The 20,512-nt window shown below is 62.3% G+C and carries 19 protein-coding genes; 17 read left to right on the top strand and 2 right to left on the bottom strand.

Annotated features, from left to right (window positions below; genetic code table 11):
• Positions 1-37: 37 nt before the first annotated feature.
• The 4 genes from E3Z29_RS03360 to E3Z29_RS03375 are packed head-to-tail and all read left to right on the top strand — an operon-like array spanning position 38 to position 3,894.
• Positions 38-1,555: a TolC family protein gene (locus tag E3Z29_RS03360; protein WP_134785133.1), complete on the top strand. Its 1,518-nt coding sequence runs from the start codon at positions 38-40 to the stop codon at positions 1,553-1,555.
• Positions 1,539-2,144, top strand: a complete 606-nt coding sequence (cysC, locus tag E3Z29_RS03365) for an adenylyl-sulfate kinase (protein ID WP_134785134.1) — start codon at positions 1,539-1,541, stop codon at positions 2,142-2,144. Before E3Z29_RS03360 ends, cysC begins: the two co-directional genes overlap by 17 nt.
• Positions 2,141-2,926 carry an aspartyl/asparaginyl beta-hydroxylase domain-containing protein gene (locus tag E3Z29_RS03370; protein WP_134785135.1) on the top strand — a complete coding sequence of 262 codons (786 nt, stop codon included), beginning with the start codon at positions 2,141-2,143 and terminating at the stop codon, positions 2,924-2,926. The genes cysC and E3Z29_RS03370 overlap by 4 nt, the downstream gene beginning before the upstream one ends.
• Entirely contained in the window at positions 2,914-3,894 is a 981-nt protein-coding gene (locus tag E3Z29_RS03375; protein ID WP_134785136.1) for a sulfotransferase family protein, read from the top strand. The genes E3Z29_RS03370 and E3Z29_RS03375 overlap by 13 nt, the downstream gene beginning before the upstream one ends.
• On the opposite strand, the gene E3Z29_RS03380 is transcribed toward E3Z29_RS03375, so the two are convergent.
• Together E3Z29_RS03380 and E3Z29_RS03385 are read right to left on the bottom strand one after the other, a co-directional pair.
• Positions 3,860-4,618, bottom strand: coding sequence for a slipin family protein (locus E3Z29_RS03380; protein WP_041070974.1), 759 nt, complete (start codon positions 4,616-4,618; stop codon positions 3,860-3,862). The two genes, E3Z29_RS03375 and E3Z29_RS03380, sit on opposite strands and share 35 nt — an antisense overlap.
• A gap of 2 nt (positions 4,619-4,620) precedes the next feature.
• Positions 4,621-5,172, bottom strand: a complete 552-nt coding sequence (locus E3Z29_RS03385; RefSeq protein ID WP_134785137.1) for an NfeD family protein — start codon at positions 5,170-5,172, stop codon at positions 4,621-4,623.
• A 154-nt stretch (positions 5,173-5,326) separates the two neighbouring features.
• On the opposite strand from E3Z29_RS03385, the gene E3Z29_RS03390 reads away from it, so the two are divergent.
• The 13 genes from E3Z29_RS03390 (at position 5,327) to pgaD (ending at position 20,492) form a co-directional block, all read left to right on the top strand.
• Positions 5,327-5,788, top strand: a complete 462-nt coding sequence (locus E3Z29_RS03390) for an aminoacyl-tRNA deacylase (RefSeq protein ID WP_134785138.1) — start codon at positions 5,327-5,329, stop codon at positions 5,786-5,788.
• 127 nt (positions 5,789-5,915) lie between these two features.
• Entirely contained in the window at positions 5,916-6,161 is a 246-nt protein-coding gene (locus tag E3Z29_RS03395) for a DUF2789 domain-containing protein (RefSeq protein WP_098966581.1), read from the top strand.
• Between the two features lie 158 nt (positions 6,162-6,319).
• Complete coding sequence (locus E3Z29_RS03400; RefSeq protein ID WP_007961473.1) at positions 6,320-6,748, top strand: MarR family winged helix-turn-helix transcriptional regulator; 429 nt, start codon at positions 6,320-6,322, stop codon at positions 6,746-6,748.
• Complete coding sequence (locus E3Z29_RS03405; protein WP_134785139.1) at positions 6,745-8,808, top strand: FUSC family protein; 2,064 nt, start codon at positions 6,745-6,747, stop codon at positions 8,806-8,808. Before E3Z29_RS03400 ends, E3Z29_RS03405 begins: the two co-directional genes overlap by 4 nt.
• A complete protein-coding gene (locus tag E3Z29_RS03410; RefSeq protein WP_098966584.1) occupies positions 8,805-9,014 on the top strand; it encodes a DUF1656 domain-containing protein in 210 nt (69 codons plus the stop codon). Before E3Z29_RS03405 ends, E3Z29_RS03410 begins: the two co-directional genes overlap by 4 nt.
• A complete protein-coding gene (locus E3Z29_RS03415) occupies positions 9,011-9,898 on the top strand; it encodes an HlyD family secretion protein (RefSeq protein ID WP_134785140.1) in 888 nt (295 codons plus the stop codon). Before E3Z29_RS03410 ends, E3Z29_RS03415 begins: the two co-directional genes overlap by 4 nt.
• Entirely contained in the window at positions 9,895-11,337 is a 1,443-nt protein-coding gene (locus tag E3Z29_RS03420; protein ID WP_134785141.1) for an efflux transporter outer membrane subunit, read from the top strand. Before E3Z29_RS03415 ends, E3Z29_RS03420 begins: the two co-directional genes overlap by 4 nt.
• A gap of 93 nt (positions 11,338-11,430) precedes the next feature.
• Positions 11,431-12,066, top strand: a complete 636-nt coding sequence (locus E3Z29_RS03425; protein WP_025113416.1) for a hypothetical protein — start codon at positions 11,431-11,433, stop codon at positions 12,064-12,066.
• A 292-nt stretch (positions 12,067-12,358) separates the two neighbouring features.
• Positions 12,359-13,864, top strand: coding sequence for a YdgA family protein (locus E3Z29_RS03430; protein ID WP_134785142.1), 1,506 nt, complete (start codon positions 12,359-12,361; stop codon positions 13,862-13,864).
• 247 nt (positions 13,865-14,111) lie between these two features.
• On the top strand, positions 14,112-16,595 hold the full coding sequence (pgaA, locus tag E3Z29_RS03435; protein ID WP_134785143.1) for a poly-beta-1,6 N-acetyl-D-glucosamine export porin PgaA: 2,484 nt from the start codon (positions 14,112-14,114) through the stop codon (positions 16,593-16,595).
• Positions 16,596-16,607: 12 nt separating this feature from the next.
• Positions 16,608-18,605 carry a poly-beta-1,6-N-acetyl-D-glucosamine N-deacetylase PgaB gene (gene pgaB / locus E3Z29_RS03440; protein WP_134785144.1) on the top strand — a complete coding sequence of 666 codons (1,998 nt, stop codon included), beginning with the start codon at positions 16,608-16,610 and terminating at the stop codon, positions 18,603-18,605.
• 1 nt (position 18,606) lies between these two features.
• Entirely contained in the window at positions 18,607-19,962 is a 1,356-nt protein-coding gene (gene pgaC / locus E3Z29_RS03445; RefSeq protein WP_007961454.1) for a poly-beta-1,6-N-acetyl-D-glucosamine synthase, read from the top strand.
• On the top strand, positions 19,959-20,492 hold the full coding sequence (gene pgaD, locus E3Z29_RS03450; protein ID WP_134785145.1) for a poly-beta-1,6-N-acetyl-D-glucosamine biosynthesis protein PgaD: 534 nt from the start codon (positions 19,959-19,961) through the stop codon (positions 20,490-20,492). Before pgaC ends, pgaD begins: the two co-directional genes overlap by 4 nt.
• Positions 20,493-20,512 lie beyond the last annotated feature (20 nt).

Genomic DNA, 20,512 nt, shown 5'->3' on the forward strand with positions numbered 1-20,512 from the left:
TACTCAACACGGTGCGGCACCTAGGGGCGATCCAGGGATGAAGAAAAGTCAGAAGTTGTTCGGCGCCAGCCTGCTGGCGCTGGCGATCAGCGGATGTGCAGTGACCAGTGAACCGATCGAACGCAGCGTCAGTGAGCAGCGGGCCAAAACCGACCTGCAGAGCATGTACAAGGATCAGGAGCCGCTGCGTGGCCCGCTGACCCTGCATCAGGCCATGGCCCGCGCGGTGAAATACAACCTCGAAGGCCGTTTGAAAATCATGGAAGAAGCGTTGGCCAAGCGGCAGCTCGACCTCGCCAGTTTCGACATGCTGCCGCGCATGGCGCTGGACGCCGGTTACGTCGGGCGCAACAACGTCAACGCCTCCAGCAGCCAGAGCGTGCGCACCGGCACTCAGTCTCTGGAACCCTCGACCTCGCAGGACCGCGACCGCGATGTCGCCGACCTGACCATGGTCTGGAACGTCCTCGACTTCGGCGTCAGCTACATCAGCGCCAAGCAGCAGGGCGACCAGCGCCTGATCGTGCAGGAACGCCGGCGCAAGGTGATCAACACCATCGTTCAGGACGTGCGCTCAGCCTATTGGCGCGCGATGGCTGCCGAACGGTTGCTCAAGCAGATCGACAGCCTGATGGCCCGCGTCGACACCGCCCGGCGTGACAGCCAGAGCCTGAGCGATCAGCGCATCGGCGACCCGGTGCAGGCACTCGGTTACCAGCGTTCGCTGATCGAAGCCACGCGGCAACTGGAAGAACAGCGCCGCGCCCTGTCGCTGGCGAAAACCGAATTGGCAACGCTGATCAACCTGCCGCTGGGCACCAACCTGACGCTGGCGACCGATGACGGTTATCAGATTCCCGAACTCAAGGTCGCCATGGCCAAACTCGAGCAGGAAGCCCTGACCAGCCGCCCGGAACTGCGCGAGCAGGATTATCAGAGCCGCATCAGCGCCGCCGAAACCCGCAAGGCGATGTTGCGCCTGCTGCCGGGTCTGGAGTTTTCCGCCGGCGGGCATTATGACAGCAACTCGTTCCTCGTCGAACAGGGTTGGGCCGACTACGGCGTGAAAGTCACCTGGAACCTGTTCAACGTGATTTCCGCTCCGGCGGCCATCGACGTCGCCAAGGCGGGTGAGGAAGTCGCCGCCGCCCGGCGGCAGGCGATGTCGATCGCGGTGCTGGCGCAGCTGTATGTGGCGAACGCCAACTATCAGGAGGCGCTGCGGCAGTTCAAGACCAATCAGCAACTGTCGGACATCGACGGGCAGATCGTCGGCCAATTGCGCAATCGGCATCAGGCCGCCGGTATCGGTGAACTTGAACTGATTCAGGGCGAGCTGAACAACCTGCAAGCCGACCTGCGCCGTGACTTGTCGTATGCCGATCTGCGCAACGCCTATGGACAGATCTTCGCCAGCGCTGGTCTCGACCCGCTGCCGGATCAGGTGCAGTCCACCGAAGTGCAGTCGATCGCCACGGCGTTGGCCAACCGCGAGTCCGCGTGGGCGTCGGGGGATATCTCGGTGCCTGTGGTGGCGCATGCCGCTGCCCGATAATCTGCTGGCGCCTGTCGCCAGCGTCAGCCGCTCGCAACGCGAAGCCCGCAACGGCCATCGCGGTGCGGCGATTTTGTTGACTGGCCTGCCGGCGGCGGGCAAATCGACGCTGGCTCAGGCGTTGCACGCCGAGCTATTCGCCCGTGGATTGCACAGCGTGGTGCTCGATGGCGACGGCTTGCGGGTCGGGCTCAACCGCGATCTGGGGTTCAGCGACGCCGATCGCCTGGAGAACATTCGCCGTGCCAGCGAGCTGGCAGCGCTGCTGGTGGAGAACGGGCAGATCGTGATTCTGGCGATGATCGCGCCGTTGCTGGAGCTGCGCGAAGTGTTCGCTCGGCGTTTGGCTGCGGACTATCGCGAGGTCTGGTGCAGCGCGTCGTTGGCGGTGTGCGAGCAGCGTGATCCGAAGGGGCATTACGCCCGCGCACGGCGTGGCGAAATGGCCGGTTTCACCGGGGTTTCGGCACCGTACGAGCCGCCCGCGCAGCCCTCGCTGGTGCTCGACACCGGCGTGCAGACTGTGGAGGCCTGTCTGGATCGGCTGCTGACCTGGCTTGGCGAATGCGCGGTGTTGCCCAAAGCATGAGCCGCCCGGTCTGTTCGCGTCTGCCGGTGGCGGTGGACTTGCCGCTGCTGTTGCAGGCGCTGCAGGCGATTGCCGAAGATGCATGGCATGGCCACTTCAACACGGATTACTTCACGGGCGACTGGAGCGGTGTGGCACTGATTTCGGCCGCCGATGCGCTGACCGAGTTATCGCCCGGGCGCGGAGAAACGCTGCAGCGCACGCCTTGGCTGTGCGATGAACGCTGGCGGTTGGGGCTGCGCGGTCTGACGCTGGATATCGTCTGTGCGCGCTTGTTGCGACTGGGGCCGGGCGGGCGAATTCACGAGCATCGTGATTACGACCTGGAAGGGCCGGATACCGATCTGCGCCTGCATATTCCGTTGCTCAGCCCACCTGCAGTGGATTTCTGGCTCGATGGTCAACGGGTGCCGATGGCGGCGGGGGAGTGCTGGTTTCTCGATCTTGCTCGTGCGCATCGGGTGGATAATTTCGATACCTGCGCGCGGATTCATCTGGTGCTCGACTGCCGGCCCGGGGCCTGGCTCACGCAGAAGATCGCCGAAGGTTTGCGCGACACTCCTGCAACGCAACCGGCTGATTCGGCGTTACAGCAATTCCAGCGACTGGTTGCAGGTGACGCAGCGTTGGCGGCGACTCTGCAGCACATGGCGGAGCCTGAGTCGTTCATCGAGCGCACTCTGGAGCTGGCCGCCAAACACGGCTTGCCATTCTCCCGCGAAGAACTGCGCGCCGCGATGCGCAGCGGTCGTCGGCAATGGAACGAACAATGGAGCGGCTGAATCTGCACGGTTGGTTGCCGATCCGGATCTGGCCGCTGGCGGGGCAGTGGCAAGTCGACTGGTGCTGGTTTGGTGAAACGCCACTGCATCAGCCTTTTTTTCGTGACGCCGTCGAAGAGGCGCTGCGGTTGCCGTTCAATCAGGCTTTTCGCCGGCAGACATCGCTGTCGGTGCTGACCGAGTGGCAAGCGCAAAGCCCGGGGTTGGCGCCGAGTGCCTTTATCCTGCACGCCTCGCGTTGCGGTTCGACGTTGATCAGCCAGATGCTCGCGCGGCTCGATGACCATATTGTGGTCTCGGAGCCACCGCCGCTTGATGCGCTTTTGCGAGGTGAGCTGCCCGAAGTCGAGCGGCGTGCAGCGATCCGTGGATTGCTCTCGGCCTACGGTCAACGTCGACGCGGTGTCGAGCAGCGACTGGTGATCAAGCTCGACGCCTGGAACATCGGCGAGTGGCCGCTGTTGCAGGCATGCTTTCCCGATACGCCATGGTTGTTCGTGTACCGCGATCCGCTGGAAATCGCCGTGTCGCACGTGCGCCGTCCGGGGATGCACATGGTGCCGGGGATGCTTGGGAACTGTGTGCTCGACGATGGTTTGCCGTTTACCGGCAGTGAAGACTTCATCGCACGACGGCTTGGTCGCTTGCTGGCGTCGGCTTATCTGCACTGCCGTGAGGGTGATGGACTGCTGGTGAACTACAGCGAATTGCCCGAGGCCATGGCCGGCCGATTGGCGAATTTTTTCCGCTTGAATGCCGAGCAGCGGCAGCAGGTGTTGGCGGCGACGGTGCAGCACGCCAAGCAGCCGTCCCAGCGTTTTGTCGCTGATGGCGAAGACAAGCGCCGCGAGGCTTCGCCGTGGTTGCGCGAACGGGTTCGGCAATGTGCCCAGGATGCCTTTGTGAATCTTGAGTTGCTGCGATCTTTTGCTGTCAGGTTTTTCCCGACAGATCCGCCATCCCCTTGAGCAACTCGATCGGCAACGGAAAGACAATCGTCGAGCTCTTGTCACCGGCAATCGAACTCAGCGTCTGCATGTAACGCAATTGCATGGCACCGGGCTGGCGGCCGAGCATTTCGGCGGCTTGCATGAGTTTTTCCGAGGCCTGCAGTTCGCCTTCGGCGTGGATCACCTTGGCCCGGCGTTCGCGTTCGGCTTCGGCCTGTTTGGCAATCGCACGCACCATCGATTCGTTGAGGTCGACGTGCTTGATCTCGACGTTGGCGACCTTGATGCCCCAGGCATCGGTCTGGGCGTCGAGCACCTGCTGGATGTCGATGTTCAACTGCTCGCGCTCGGCCAGCAGTTCATCCAGCTCATGTTTGCCGAGCACTGCGCGCAGGGTGGTCTGCGCCAGTTGGCTGGTGGCCGAAAGAAAATCTTCGACCTGAATGATCGCCTTCTGCGGATCGAGTACCCGGAAGTACAGCACCGCGTTGACCTTCACCGAGACGTTGTCGCGGGTGATCACATCCTGTGGCGGCACGTCGAGGACCACGGTGCGCAGGTCGACCCGGACCATTTGCTGCACCACCGGAATCAGCAGGATCAGCCCCGGGCCCTTGACCTGCCAGAAGCGTCCGAGCTGGAACACCACGCCGCGCTCGTACTCACGCAGGATGCGGAAGGTCGACCCGGCGAGGGCGATCACCAACAGCAGCAGTGCAACGAAACCGATTTGCAGACCCATGATCACTCTCCGTGTCGCACCGCATCAGTCGCGGCGACTTTCAGCAGTAAGCCTTTACGCCCGACCACGCGTACCGATTGTCCGGTGTGCAGCGGTGTCGTGCTGTGCACTTGCCAGTGTTCACCCTGCAATTGCACCCAACCGTTGTGGGCGTTTTGCGCTTGCACGGTGGTCACCGCCGTCACGCTGCCGACCAGCCCGGCATCGCCGCTGACGGCGTGGCGCGGGCGGGTTTTCAAGGCGCGGACGATCAATGCGATCAGCAGCAGAGCGCTGAGCAGGCCGAGGCCGATAATCATCGGTACCGGCAAATCGGCATTGCTCAGAATCAGCGCGCCGATGACGAACATGATGATTCCGCCCAGGCCGATCACCCCGTAGTTGGGCAGCGCGGCTTCGGCAATCAGAAAGGCAATCCCGAGGGTGATCAGCCACAGGCCGACCGGATTGACCGCCGTCGGCAGGACATCAGCCGCGAGGGCCGAGCCGCTGGCCAGCAGTATCAGGAAAAACGTGCAACATCGGCTGTTCACGTGACCCTCCGGGAGAGTCATGGGGGTGTTTCCTTAAGTCTAGTTGAGCCTGACGTCGGATGAATTTTGATCAATAAGCGGATGTGTCCAATGAGCGGATTTCCCTTCATCAGCAACTGGCCGAACTAGACTCAGCAGAACAGGCACAACGTTCAGCGGGACACCGAGGTGCAGCATGCGTATGGCAAAAAAAGTGCAGAGCAGCCTGAACCGGGCGCATTGCGAATATGACATCGTGGCCCACCGCCACTCGGCCAGCAGTCTGGAAACCGCACGGGTTTCCGGGGTGCCCGCCGAACGCGTGGCCAAGTCGGTCATTCTCGACGACCATCACGGGCATTACCTGATGGCCGTGCTGCCCGCCAGCCGGCACCTGGATTTGAGCAAAGTGCGCAGCAGCGGTGAATGGCAGATCACTCGCGAGAGCAATCTGGCGCATATCTTCGATGACTGCGAACGCGGCGCGGTGCCGCCACTGGGTGATTCCTATGGCCTGGACATGGTCATCGACCCGCTGCTGACTCGGCAGAAAGACATCTACCTGGAAGCCGGCAACCACAACTACCTGCTGCACATGAGCATGCCCGAGTTCCTGAAAATGGTGCCGCATGCGCAGGTGCAGGAGTTGAGTCATTAGGTTTTGTGGTGTGGCCACTGACACCTTCGCGAGCAAGCCCGCTCCCACAGGTTGACCGCAATCCCCTGTGGGAGCGGGCTTGCTCGCGAATAATCGCCCATCCACCGCATTCCTTAAGGAGTCCTCCATGGAGCAGCCCACCCACAGCCTCCCATCCCTGTTCAAGCAACTGGGACTGGACAGCGACCCGACTGGCATCGAGCAATTCATCGCCACCCATTCACCACTCAAACCCGAATTGCACCTCGCAGACGCGTTTTTCTGGAGCAAAAGCCAGGCGGATTTTTTGCGCGGCGAGATTCTTGATGATGCGGATTGGGCGGAGGTGGTGGATCAGTTGAATGTGTTGTTGCGCAATGGGCGGGAGGGATAACCATTGTTTTGCGAACGGCCACATCTGTTTACGGTGCGCACGACCAACGGGCAGATTTGTTTCAAAACTTGACTGAAATTCCCCGCCAATGCGATATTGATAGTTAGCAAACTAACAGTGTGCATTTTCCCGTGCCGAATTCCCTCGACGCTCTTCAGATGAACATCAGCAGTGCCATGGTGGTGGCCGCCAGGCATTGGCGGAAGATCTGCCAGACCACGCTGGTCAACTATGGAATCTCCGAAGCCTGCGCCGTGCCGTTGTTGATGATCGGACGGCTGGGCGAGGGTGTGCGTCAGGTGCAGGTGGCGCAGGCGGCCGGGATGGAGAGTCCGTCGCTGGTGCGCCTGCTCGATCAGTTGTGCCACGCCGGCTACGTCTGCCGCACCGAAGATGCGCAGGATCGTCGGGCCAAGTGCCTGAGCCTGACCGACACCGGCCGTGAACTGGTGCAAGCGGTGGAGATCGAACTGGTGCGTCTGCGTCATGAAGTGCTCGAAGGCATCGACCAGAGTGATCTGGAAGCTACGCTTCGGGTACTGCGAGCTTTTGAGGCGGCCAATCCGCCTGTGGTGATCAATTCTTGAACGGTTTTTTCTCTGGCATCCCGCCTGCCCGTGACTGGTTCTACGGGGTCCGTACCTTTGCAGCGTCGATGATCGCGCTGTACATCGCCTTGCTCATGCAAATGCCGCGTCCGTACTGGGCGATGGCCACGGTGTACATCGTTTCCAGCCCGTTTCTCGGCCCGACCAGTTCCAAGGCGCTGTACCGCGCCATCGGCACCTTTCTCGGCGCGGCGGCGGCAGTGCTGTTCGTGCCGATGTTCGTGCAGAGTCCGTACGTGTTGGTGGTGGTGATTGCCCTGTGGACGGGGATTTTGCTGTTCCTGTCGCTGCACCTGCGTACCGCCAATAACTACGCGCTGATGCTGGCCGGCTACACCTTGCCGCTGATTGCCTTGCCGACCGTGGATAACCCGCTGGCGGTGTGGGACGTGGCGGAGGCGCGCACCGAAGAGATTTTTCTCGGCATCGCTGTGGCGGCGGTGGTCGGCGCGATGTTCTGGCCGCGTCGCTTGGCGCCGGTGTTCAACGACGCGGTGGGCAAGTGGTTCGCTGACGCCACCACCTACAGCCTGAAGTTTCTCAGCCGCGACGTGCAGCCTGAACAGATCGCCGCGCTGCGCATGGCCATGGTCGCCAATTTCAACAGCCTCGAATTGATGATCGGCCAGTTGCCCCACGAAGGCGCTCGACCGCAAACCGTGCGCAACACCAAGGAGCTGCGCGGGCGGATGATCCACCTGTTGCCGGTGATCGACGCGCTGGAAGACTCGCTCTATGCCCTTGAGCGACGCACACCGGAACTGGTGGAAAAGTTTGCCCCACTGCTGACCGCGACCCAGCAATGGCTCGGCCATAACGACGCCGATCTCGAACGGTGGCAGGCGCTCAAGGATCAACTCCAGGCCCTGCAACCAAGCTGCGAGGCGCTGGACGATCGCAAGCAATTGCTGTTCTCCAACGCGATTTATCGCCTCGGCGAATTCATCGATCTGTGGCAGGACTGCCGCAGTTTGCAGGACGCGATTCTCTGCGAGCGCCAGGACAGCTGGCGCGCGGTGTACCGGCACTGGCGCCTCGGGCGGCTGACGCCATTTCTCGACCGCGGGATGATGCTGTATTCGGTGGCCTCGACCGTTCTGGCGATCATCGTCGCTTCGGTGCTGTGGATTCTGCTCGGCTGGCCGGACGGTGGCAGTGCGGTGATTCTGGCGGCGGTAGCGTGCAGTTTCTTCGCCTCGATGGACGACCCGGCACCGCAGATCTACCGGTTCTTTTTCTGGACCGGGATGTCGGTGCTGTTCGCCAGCCTTTACCTGTTTCTGATTCTGCCGAACCTGCACGATTTCCCGATGCTGGTACTGGCGTTTGCGGTTCCGTTCATCTGTGTCGGCACCCTGACGGTGCAGCCACGCTTCTTCCTCGGCATGCTCCTGACGCTGGTCAACACCTCGTCGTTCATCAGCATTCAGGGCGCTTACGACGCGGACTTCTTCGCCTTCGTGAACTCCAACCTGGCCGGCCCTCTGGGCCTGCTGTTCGCGTTTATCTGGACCCTGATCGCCCGCCCGTTCGGCGTCGAGCTGGCCGCCAAACGTCTGACCCGCTTCAGCTGGAAAGACATCGTGCGCATGACCGAGCCGGCCAATCTGGCCGAACATCGGCATCTGGGCGTGCAGTTGCTCGATCGTCTGATGCAGCACTTGCCGCGTCTGGCCATGACCGGCCAGGACACCGGGATTGCCATGCGTGAAGTGCGCGTGGGCCTGAACCTGCTCGATCTGCTGGCTTACACGCCACGGGTCAGCGGCGCGCCGAAGGCCCTGCTGCAGCAAGTGGTGGCTGAGGTCGGCGAGTATTTCCGCGCGTGTCTGAAGGCCGGCGAACGCTTGCCGGCGCCGAGTCCGTTGCTGATGACCATGGACCGCGCGCGCCGCGCGCTCAAAGGCCACGGCGACGAAGAAACCCGGCTAAACCTGTTGCATGCCTTGAGCGGTTTGCGCCTGGCGCTGCTGCCCGGCGTGGAATTCGTCAGCACCAGCGATGCCGAAGAACCGCTGCCCGATGGAGCGCCCCTATGATCGGTGATCTGGATATCAGCGGGATTTTCCTGCCGACCCTGCTGGTGTTGATGGGCATCACCTATGTGTTGTTTCTGCTGGTGCATGGCGTGCTCACGCGCCTGCACTTTTACCGTCTGGTCTGGCACCGGGCATTGTTCAACGTGGCCCTCTACGCCGTGATGCTGTACGGCGTGGACTCACTCAGTCGATACCTGATGACATGAAAAAACCGTTTCTGACTATCGGTCGCGTGGTACTGACCCTGCTGATCGTGACTTTTGCCGTTGTCCTCGTCTGGCGCATGGTGATGTATTACATGTTCGCGCCGTGGACCCGTGACGGCCACATCCGTGCCGACATCATCCAGATCGCTCCGGACGTGTCCGGGCTGATCCAGCAGGTCGAGGTCAAGGACAACCAGTTGATCAAGCGCGGTCAAGTGCTGTTCAGCATCGATCAGGACCGCTTCAAACTGGCCCTGCGTCAGGCTAAAGCGGCGGTTGCCGATCGCGAGGAAACCCTGGCTCAAGCCCAGCGCGAAGCCAAGCGTAACCGTGGCCTGGGCAATCTGGTGCCGGCCGAACAGCTGGAAGAAAGCCAGTCGAAAGTCGCCCGGGCGCAATCGGCGCTGGCCGAAGCGCTGGTGACGGTGGACAGCGCGCAGCTCAACCTCGACCGTTCGGTGATCCGCAGCCCGGTGGACGGCTACGTCAACGACCGCGCGCCGCGTGTGCAGGAATTCGTCACCGCCGGGCGTCCGGTGTTGTCGGTGGTCGACAGCAACTCGTTCCACATCGACGGCTATTTCGAAGAAACCAAACTCGACGGCATTCATGTCGGTCAGTCGGTGGATATCCGCGTGATCGGCGATAAAGCCAAACTGCGCGGACATGTCGAAAGCATCGTCGCCGGTATCGAAGACCGCGACCGCACCAGCGGCAATAACCTGCTGCCCAACGTCAACCCGGCGTTCAGCTGGGTGCGCCTGGCGCAGCGGATTCCGGTGCGCATCGCCTTTGACGATGTGCCGGAAGATTTCCGCATGATCGCCGGACGTACCGCCACCGTGTCGATCATCGACGATAAAACGCAGGAGCCCGCGCAATGAACAAGGCCCTGATGATCGCCGGGTTGGGCGTGATGCTCTCGGCCTGTCAGATGGTCGGGCCGGACTATCACCTGCCCGCTGATGCGGCGGTGCAGCGCAAGGATTTTCAGGGCGAGCTGGCGGTGGACGGCAAACCAGTGGTGTCGGCGCCGGTGCCGGCGGACTGGTGGCGGCTGTATAAGGATCCGCGACTGGATCAACTGGTGCAGCAGGCCATGGCGTCGAATACCGACTTGCGCGTGGCGGCGGCGAACCTTCAACGGGCGCGCGCGCAAGTCGATGAGGCCGAAGCGGCGGGTGGCTGGAGCGCAGGCGTGAAGATGGGCGCGCAGCGTTTGCAGGAATCCGGGCAGGCGTTTTTGCTGCCGGAAAAAGTCCCGGTCGACAACGTCGGCGATATTGGCATCAGTGCGTCTTATCAGTTCGACCTGTGGGGCACGCTGCAACGCGGCATCGAAGCGGCAAAAGCCAACGCCGATGCAACGCAAGCGGCCGCCGACACCGCGCGCATCACCCTGGTGGCGGACGTGGTGCGCGCCTACACCCAGGTGTGTGCGGCGAACGAAGAACGGCAAATCGCCCAGCACTCCCTTGACCTGCAATCGCAAGGCACGACCCTGATCCAGCGCCTGCGCGATGCCGGGCGTGGCGATGAAACCCAGGTCACCCGTTCGCAAACCCAATTCAAGTCGTTGCGCGCCGACATGCCGCGCTACGAAGCGGCGCGTCAGGCGGGGTTGTTCCGCCTGTCGATGTTGCTGGCGAAACCGGTCGAGCAATTGCCGGCCGGTACCGCCACTTGTGCCGAACTGCCGAAAATTGCCCAACTGGTGCCGGTGGGCGACGGTGCGGCGCTGCTCAAGCGTCGTCCCGATATCCGTCAGGCGGAACGTCGCTTGGCGGCCTCGACAGCGGGCATCGGCGTCGCTACGGGCGAGCTGTACCCGGACATCAGCATCGGCGCGACCATCGGCACCGTCGGTCTTATTGACGACTTGGGTGATCCATCGACCAACCGTTGGGGCTTCGGCCCGTCGTTGAGCTGGAAAGTGCCGACCAACGGCGCCCGCGCACGGATCCGTGAAGCCGAGGCCAACACCCAGGCCGCACTGGCGCATTTCGACGGCGTGGTGCTCAACGCCATCCGCGAAACCCAGACCGGTCTGGCCCAATACAGCGCGCTGCTGCAACGCCGCGACGCCCTGGCCGACGCCGAGCAGTCGGCGAAACTGGCGGCGGACCAGACCCACCGCTTCTTCCAGGCCGGGCGCGAGTCGTTCCTCGCCGACCTGCAGGCGACCCGCACCTACACCGACGTCACCGCGCAACTGGCCGCCGCCAACACCCAGGTCGCCATGAGCCAGATCGATTTGTTCCTCGCCCTCGGTGGCGGTTGGGAAAGCGGACGAACGCAAGCCTCGAGCGCCAGCAAACCCTGAAGCCGTTGCTATGCTTTGAAGTGTTGAAGGGGTGCCACGTGCAACGCACCCTTTCAGCGCACATTGCTAGCGCTGGTCTAGGGGAAACCAATAATGAAAAACCCTTACGCTCTCGGCTTCTGGTGCGCCCTTGTAGCGCTGGTGCTGCTATCGGCCACCTATTTCTACGGCATCATGCTGGCCCATCAGATCGACAAGGCCATGGTCTTCCTCGACAGCGCCACCGCGTTGATCGCGGTGATGGCAATCGTGGTGGTGGCCTGGGCGTCGATCCAGGTGCAGCGGGTCAAGAAAAGACAACTTGAACAAGGCAAGACCCTGGTGCTGATCTGGGACACCAAAGTCGCCCTGCGTCGGGTCGAAACCGTGTTCGACCGCTACTTCTGGGGCAGCTACTGGCAACCGGGACGCACCTTCGCCGAAGTCATGGGCGAACTCACCGGCACGCCGCTGGAAAAAAGCCTCGAAGCCTTGAAAAAACAGTGCCTGGAACTCGACAAGCAGATTGCCGACGAAGGCTGGCACTGGCTCAACAATGCCCGCGAGCTGTCGGATGTCGCCACGGCCATGGCCCGCGAGCGCTATCAGCTGGATTTCTGTGACCCCCGGGCGGATGGGCCGGGCGGGGCGGTGATCGATCGCGACTTTGAAGTGCTGGTCTACACTTGGACGGCGCGGTTGAAGAGCTTCGATCATCAACTCGATGAGATCGAGGTTCAGTATTCCTGAGCTTCTGGGAATCCAGTGGCCCTATCGCGAGCAGGCTCACTCCTACAGGGGAACGCATTTCAATTGTAGGAGTGAGCCTGCTCGCGATAGCGTCCTCAAAAACACTGCAACTCTCCCCGCCTGTCAGCTGTCCACACTCCCCATAGACACTCTTTAACCTTTAAACATTGGGCCGCCTCGCGCTGCCAGTGCTAATCTCCACCGCTAATTTCAGCGGAGTCGAGCCGCGACCCGGTCACGGGTTCAGGGAAGACGACGACACTTACAGCCACGGACATTGATCAGGTCATTCATGAATAAATCAGCAGGCGTGCTTCTCGGGATTGTTGTTGCCATCGGTGCGATCAGCGCCGGCGGGGCCTGGTACACCGGGACCAAGATCGAAGGCGTACTGAACAACGCCGTCAGCAACGCCAACAAAGAGCTGCAGACCGCGATGGCCGGCTCCAATGGCACCGCGTCGCTGGAGCTGGTGTCGCTGGAGCGTCACACTTTCACCAGCACCGCGCACTACCGTCTCAAGGGCGAGGGCGAGATGTTCGGCGACCAGCCGGTCGAGCTGCTGTTTGTCGACCACATCGAGCACGGCCCACTGCCGTTCTCGCGCCTGGTGTCGCTGAAGTGGCTGCCGGTCATGGCCACCAGCAATTACGAGCTGGAAAAGAGCCCGGCCACCGAAAAATGGTTTGCCGCCACCAAGGGCGCCGCGCCGCTTAAAGGTGTGACCAACATCGGCTACGACGAATCCACCACCAGCAGCCTCGAGTTGCTGCCGCTGGAAACCGCGCTGGACGAGCAGTCGAGCCTGAAATTCTCCGGCCTGACCATGAACATCTCCGCCAGTGCCCAGGCGCAGAAGGTCAAGGCTGACGGCTACATGGACAACCTGAAACTGGTCACCGTGTCGCAGGATCAGGCGCCGGTGCAGGTCGAACTCAACGGTCTGACCCTGGCCAGCAACCTTACCAAGAGCAGCTACGGCTACTACACCGGGGAAAACACCCTGGAGCTGACCAACAGCAAAACCACTTTCGGTGCCAAGCAGTCGGTACTCGGCGTGAAGAACTTCGAAATGAAGAACCTCACTGAAGAGAGCGGCAGCAATGCCTCGGGCCGCGCTGATTACAAGGTGGGTGAAGTCACCCTCAACGACAAGAAAATCGGTTCGGCCAACATGGCTATGAGCCTGAAGAACCTCGACATCCCGTCGACCATGTCGCTGATGCAGATCTACCAGACCAAATTGCAGCCGTACGAGAAGGAAGCGGCGGCCGCTGCCGAAGCCGGCCTGCCGGCACCGGAACTGAACCTGACCGAAGCCGAGTCGGCACAGGTCAAGGCTGACCTGCAGAAACTGCTGGCCGCCAGTCCACAGATCGCGCTGGAAAACCTGTCGCTGAAAACCGCCAACGGTGAAAGCCGCGCCAGCCTGGTGATTGATCTGACCAAGCCACAGTCGATGGATCTGCCGCCGGATCAACTGGGTAAACAGTTGGTCGCGCTGCTGGACCTGAACATTCAGGTGTCCAAGCCGATGCTGATCGATCTGCTCAGCGTGCAGGCGCAGCTCGACGGTCAGACTGACGCCAAAGCCATCGTCGACCAGGCCAGCGCCGGTGCCGACATGTTCTCCGGCATGGCCGTCGGTTCGCAGTTGGCGACCGTCGATGGCACCAATGTCGTGACCAAGCTGCATTACGCTGCCAATCAGGTGGAGTTCAACGGCCAGAAGATGTCCGTCGAGCAGTTCGTCGGCTTCCTGATGAGCAAGTTCGCTGGCGTCACGCAAGTGCAGTAATCCTGCGCTCTAAATAACAACGCCCGGCCTCTGATCCTCAGACGCCGGGCGTTTTGCTGTCTGGCGTTCGGGTTTTCGTCTGAGCCGGCGCCACGATTCTGAACAATTATTGTGTTCTGAATATTCGACTACGCTTGCATGCAAGACTGCCTGACTAAGCTTGGCTGGGTCTCTTTTGACTCGGTCTCCGTTACGAATGGGCAAGGGGGGCATTGCGACCCGGCTGGCCATGTAAGGATGCTGACGAATGCCGCGTATTGATGTTCCTGTTTTACATCGTGGTTTACGCCCGTTGTTTCGCGTTGCGCTGTGCAGCCAGTTGCTCTGGCCGGCACTGGCGTTTGCCGATACGCCCTATGATCAGATGGTGCGTGATGCCCGTGCCGGGCAGACCACGCCTGCGCTGAACGTGCTGCGCCAGGTGCCACCGGGGCAATCGACCACCGGGCAGATCAGCGATCACCTGCAGATCGCCAGTTGGGCCGGCCTCGATGCCGAGGTGGTGCAGGTCTATGAGACCCAGGGCGGTGACCGGGTACTGCCGGTGCAGGCACTGACCGCCACCGCACGCGCCTATCGCAACCTCAAGCGTTGGGAGCAGGCGACCCAGGTCTACAACAAGGCCCTGGCGCTGGAGCCGGACAACGCTGACCTGCAACTGGGGCTGGCGCTGACTCAGGCTGACGCGGGCAAACCCGACGAAGCCGTGACCCGCGCCAAGGCTCTGGTTGCCGCCAAACCCGACGATCCCTCACGCCGTCTCGCACTGGGCTATGCCCTGACCCGCGCCGGCAAGCAGTACGACGCACTGTTCGAATACGATCAGGCGTTCATGCGTGCCGGCAGCAAGCCGGAAGTCGCCCGTGAATACGTGGTCGCCCTGCAAAAGGCGCGGCTGCCGGAACCGGCGCTGCGCCTGGCCAATCAACGTCCGGGGCTGATCGACCCGGTCACCCTGCGCCGCCTCGAAGGTGATCTGGCTGCCGAACGCGTGCGTCTGGCCGAACTCGCCACCCGCAGCGAAAAAGAACGCTATGTGATCGCCGACCGCGCCTTGGCCGATTACGACAAATTGCTCGCCACCTGGACCCCGGACGCCAGTGCCCACGATGACGTGATTCGCTGGCGCATCGACCGCATGGGCGCACTCAAGGCCCGGGCGCGCACCGCCGACGTGATCAACGAATATCAGAAGCTGCAAAGCGAAGGCGTGAAGATTCCGACCTACGCCATGCGCTGGGTGGCGGCGTCGTATCTGGATCAGCGCCAGCCGGAAGTCTCCACTGACCTGTATCGCCAGGTGCTGTCGGCCCCCGACGCTGATGTCGGTGATCGTCTCGAAGACACCACCGCGTTGTACTACTCGCTGCTGGAAAGCGACCGCGCCGATGAAGCGCGCAAAGTCGCCGAGGATCTGGCCAAGACCCAGAAGCCGCGCGTCGAACTCAAGGGCTTGCCGATCGGCAACCCCAACGACGAATGGATGGACGCCCAGCAGCTCGCGGCGCAGGCCGGTACCTACGGCTCTGACCTGCCGCACGGCGAGGAGCGCCTGCAGACATTGGTCGATCAGGCCCCGGGCAACCTCGGTTTGCGTCTGGCCCAGGCCGATCTGTACCTGGCCCGACAGTGGCCACGCCGCGCGGAAAACCAGCTCAAGGAAACCGAAAGCATGGCCCCCCGCGACATGGGCCTGGAACTGGCTCAGGCGCGCACCGCGATGACCCTGCAGGAATGGCGGCAAATGGATGCGCTGACCGATGACGTGGTCGCGCGTTTTCCCGACAACCGTCAGGTGCAGCGCGCGGCCCGTGAGCGTGAAGTGCACGACATGTCCGAACTGCGTGTCGAAGCCTACGGCGGCAAAGCCAATGGGGGCGGCGGCAGCGGTGGTGCGGGCGCGGTCAGTGGCAGCCGCGATTTCGGCATCCAGAGCACCCTGTACAGCCCGCCGATTGATGAAGACTGGCGGGTGTTTGTCGGCGCCGGTTATGCCACCGGCGACTTCGCCGAAGGCACCGGTACCGACCGTTTCCAGCGCGTGGGCCTGGAACGTCGTACCCGCGACATGAGCCTGGAAGCCGAGGTGTCCAACCACAATTACGGTTATGGCGCCAAGCAGGGCGCGCGCATCGCGATTGCCCGCGACATCAACGACAACTGGCAGTACGGCGGCAGCTTCGCCTACCTGTCGGCCGAGACGCCATTGCGGGCGCTCAACAGCGACATCAAGGCCAACGGCGGCAACGCGTTCATCCGCTGGCGCGCCAATGAGAGCCGCGAGTGGAAACTGTCGGTCAGCCCGTCGCACTTCAGCGACGGCAACAACCGCGTCGAGGCCTTGCTCACCGGGCGCGAGGGTGTCTACAGCGCACCGAACGTGCAGGTCGATGCCGGTCTGGAAGTCGGCACCAGCCACAACTCCAATTCCGAGGATGTGCCGTACTTCAACCCGAAGTCGGACTTCAGCGTGATGCCGACGGTCAACGTCAACCATGTGCTTTACCACCGCTACGAAACCTCCTGGAGCCAGCAATTCCAGGCCGGTGCGGGCACCTACAGCCAGCGTGACCACGGCACCGGCGGCATGGCGATGCTCGGCTACGGCCAGCGTTATGCCTGGAACGACGTGTTCGAGGTGGGCGGTTTGTTCAGTGTGATCAACCGGCCCTACGACGGTGATCGGGAGACCGATCTGCGTCTGCTTGTCGACCTCACTTTCCGCTTCTAGAAGAGTTTGAAGATGCCTTTGATGACGCGTTTCATCCTTCTGCTGGGAGTGCTGCTGATCAGCGCCTGCGCCCAGCAAGCCCCGGCTTTCGCGCCGCCCTCGCAACGTCCGCTGGCGGCCAGTGAAAAACCGTGGCCGAAAAACCACGTGCTGGGCATCGCCTATCACGACGTCGAAGACCGTGACCCTGATCAGGCCGTGGTGGCCGTGCGCACCGAGCGCATGATCGAACAGTTGGCCTGGCTGCGCGAGAACGGCTACCAGCCGGTCACCGTCGATCAGATCATGGCGGCGCGCAAGGGCGGCCCGGAACTGCCGGCCAAAGCGATCCTGCTCAGTTTCGACGACGGTTACTCAAGCTTCTATACCCGCGTGCTACCGGTGCTGCGCGCCTACAACTGGCACGCCTTGCTGGCGCCGGTCGGCACCTGGATCGACACGCCGCTCAATCAACCGGTGGATTTTGCCGGCGCCCCCCGCGCACGCTCCGACTTCCTGACCTGGGATCAGGTGCGGGAAATCTCGCAGTCGGGGCTGGTGGAAATCGCCGCGCACACCGACGCCAGCCACAAAGGCATCCTCGCCAACCCGCAGGGCAACATGCAGCCGGCGGCGGCCACCCGCCGCTACGATCCAGTCACCAAACGCTATGAGTCCGAAGAGGATTTCCGCGCCCGAATCCGCAATGACGTCGCGACCATTTCGGAAAAGATCCGCAAGGTCACCGGCAAGAAGCCTCGCATCTGGGTCTGGCCGTACGGCACGGCGGACGGCACTTCGCTGACCGTGGTCGGCGAGCAGGGCTACGAAATGGCCCTGACCCTGGACGACGGTCTCGACGCTCTCGACAACCTGATGAGCGGCCCGCGTTTCCTGGTGGCCTCCGATCCTGACGGCGAGCATTTCGCCAACAGCATTGTTGGCGTGCAGTCGGATTTCGCCATGCGTGTGGTGCACGTCGATCTCGACAACGTTTATGACCCGGATCCGGCGCAACAGGAAATCAACCTCGGCAAGCTGATCCAGCGCATGGCCGACATGGGCGCCAACACCGTGTTCCTGCAGGCCTTCGCCGATCCGAAGGGCGACGGACTGGTGCACTCGCTGTACTTCCCCAACCGTCACCTGCCAGTGCGCGCCGACATTTTCGATCGCGTTGCCTGGCAACTGCGCACTCGGGCGCATGTGAAGGTGTTCGCGTGGATGCCGGTGCTGAGTTTCGGCCTCGATGCGAAGCTGCCGCGTGTCACGCGCTGGGATCCGAAGACCGGCAGCACCTCGGTCGATCCGGGCCAGTATCAACGCCTGTCGCCATTCGATCCGCAAGTACGGCGGATCATCGGTGAAATCTACGAAGACGTGGCGCGTCTGACCTCGGTCGACGGGATTCTTTATCACGACGACGCGGTGCTCTCGGACTTCGAAGACGCCAGCCCCGAGGCCCTGAAGGCTTATGCCGCGCATGGCTTGCCGGGGTCCATTGCGGCGCTTCGGGATGATCCGGCAGCCATGCAGCGCTGGACGCGGTTCAAGAGCCAATACCTGATCGACTTCACCAATGAGCTGACCGCCAAGGTACGTGCGATCCGTGGCCCGCAAGTGCTGACCGCACGCAACATCTTCGCCGAGCCGGTACTCAATCCTGAGAGCGAAGCCTGGTTTGCGCAGAACCTCGACGACTTCCTCGTGACCTACGACTGGACGGCGCCGATGGCCATGCCACTGATGGAAAAACAGACCCAGGCGCAATCCGGCCCGTGGCTTGAAGAACTGGTGGCGAAGATCAAACAGCGCCCCGGTGCACTGGATCGCACCGTCTTCGAACTGCAGGCCCGCGACTGGACGAAAAAGGATCAGGCCGACATCGACGGCGCCCAACTGGCCGACTGGATGGGCCGGCTCAAGCGTCAGGGTGCGACCAGTTTCGGTTACTACCCGGACAACTTCCTCGACAACCTGCCGGACCTGAAAACCGTAAGGCCTGCGCTCTCCAACAAATGGAACCCATGACATGCTGGATAGACTGTTAGCCCTGCTTGTTCTGGCGCTCGTCCTCGGCGTGCCGCTGGGGTTGATCTTCCTGGTCACCGGGCAGTTCCTGATGGACTTCGTGTTCTTCTACCCGTTGTTCATGTCCGGGCTGTGGATTGCCGGCGGCCTGTATTTCTGGCTGCACTGGGAACGCCACTGGCCATGGAAGGACGACACTTTGCCGCCGCCACTGGAAGGCGAGCCGCTGATCTCGATCCTGATCCCTTGCTACAACGAAGGCGAAAACGCTGCCGACACCATTCACGCGGCGCTGGCCCAGCACTACCCGAACATCGAAGTCATTGCGATCAACGACGGCTCCAAGGACAACACCGCCGAAGTGCTCGACCGGCTCGCCCAGGAAGACCCACGCCTGCGGGTGCTGCATCTGGCAGAAAACCAGGGCAAGGCTGTGGCCCTGCGCATGGGTGCGATTGCTGCGCGCAGCGAATATCTGGTGTGCATTGACGGTGACGCGCTGCTGGCGCCGAACACGGCGGCCTATCTGGTGGCGCCGATGCTCGACAACGCGCGGCTTGGCGCAGTGACCGGCAACCCACGGATTCGCACACGTTCGACCCTGGTCGGGCGGGTGCAGGTCGGTGAGTTCTCGTCGATCATCGGTCTGATCAAGCGTACGCAACGGGTGTTCGGGCGGATCTTCACCGTGTCCGGGGTGATCGTCGCGTTCCGTCGTACCGCGTTGAACCGGGTCGGCTACTGGAGCCCGGACATGATCACCGAAGACATCGACATCAGCTGGAAGCTGCAACTCGATCACTGGAGCATCTTCTACGAGCCGCGCGCGCTGTGCTGGATCCTGATGCCGGAAACCCTGCGCGGTCTGTGGAAGCAGCGCCTGCGCTGGGCCCAAGGCGGTGCCGAGGTGCTGTTCAAGAACATTCGCGGGATCTGGCAGTACCGCCATCGTTATCTGTGGCCGCTGCTGTTCGAATACTGCCTGTCAACCGGTTGGGCCTTCACCTTCCTGCTGTCGGTGATTTTCTGGGGTGTTGGCAAGTTTGTGGTCATGCCGGAATCGATTGCCGTGCATCACCTGATGCCCCCGGCGTTCACCGGCCTGTTGCTGGCGTTTGTCTGCCTGGTGCAATTCGCAGTCAGCATAATCATCGACCGGCGCTATGAACCGGGTCTGGGCCGAACCATGTTCTGGGTGGTCTGGTATCCGATCGCGTTCTGGCTGGTCAGCCTGCTCACCACCTTGGTCAGTTTCCCCAAAGTGCTGTTTGGTCAACACCAGAAGCGTGCGCGTTGGGTCAGCCCTGACCGGGGTATCAAACCGGTCGGCGACGACGAAGAGGAGGTCATCAAATGAAAATCATCCGGACCCGGCAGCGGCCCTTCCTGGTGGTGGTCGATGTGGTCCTCACCGTGCTGGCCTGGGTCGGCCTGCTGTTTCTGCTGATTCGCGGACTGTGGCCGTTGATCGAGACCCACGCCGGTGGGCCACGCATCGACAACTCGGCGTTCGAGGCCCTGGGTACGTTGCAGATCTACCTGTGGGTGGCGCTGGTCAACGCAGTGATCCTGATTGGTTGGGCGCGTTATCAGCAGCGCAAAAGCAGAAGCTTCGCCCAGCGTCGCTTGCCGGCACCGGTGGTCGATGATGAAGGGCTGAGCAAGAGCTTCCGCCTGTGCGATGACCGCCTGGAGAAGCTGCGCACACCCGGGGTGATGACCATCCACAACGATCAGGAAGGTGATATCAGCCATGTGGTGCTGAATTTCCGTCCGCTGGAGCCTGCGGAGCTGCCGCCACCGCTGGCGCCGCTTGAACATCCGCGGGTGATCTTTCTGCACGCCGAGGATGATGACAATCGCGACCCGGTAAACCGCCTCACCTGAACGACGCGTCCCCTGTAGGA

The sequence above is a fragment of the Pseudomonas sp. S150 genome (assembly GCF_004526365.1).
Lineage (GTDB): Bacteria > Pseudomonadota > Gammaproteobacteria > Pseudomonadales > Pseudomonadaceae > Aquipseudomonas > Aquipseudomonas putida_A.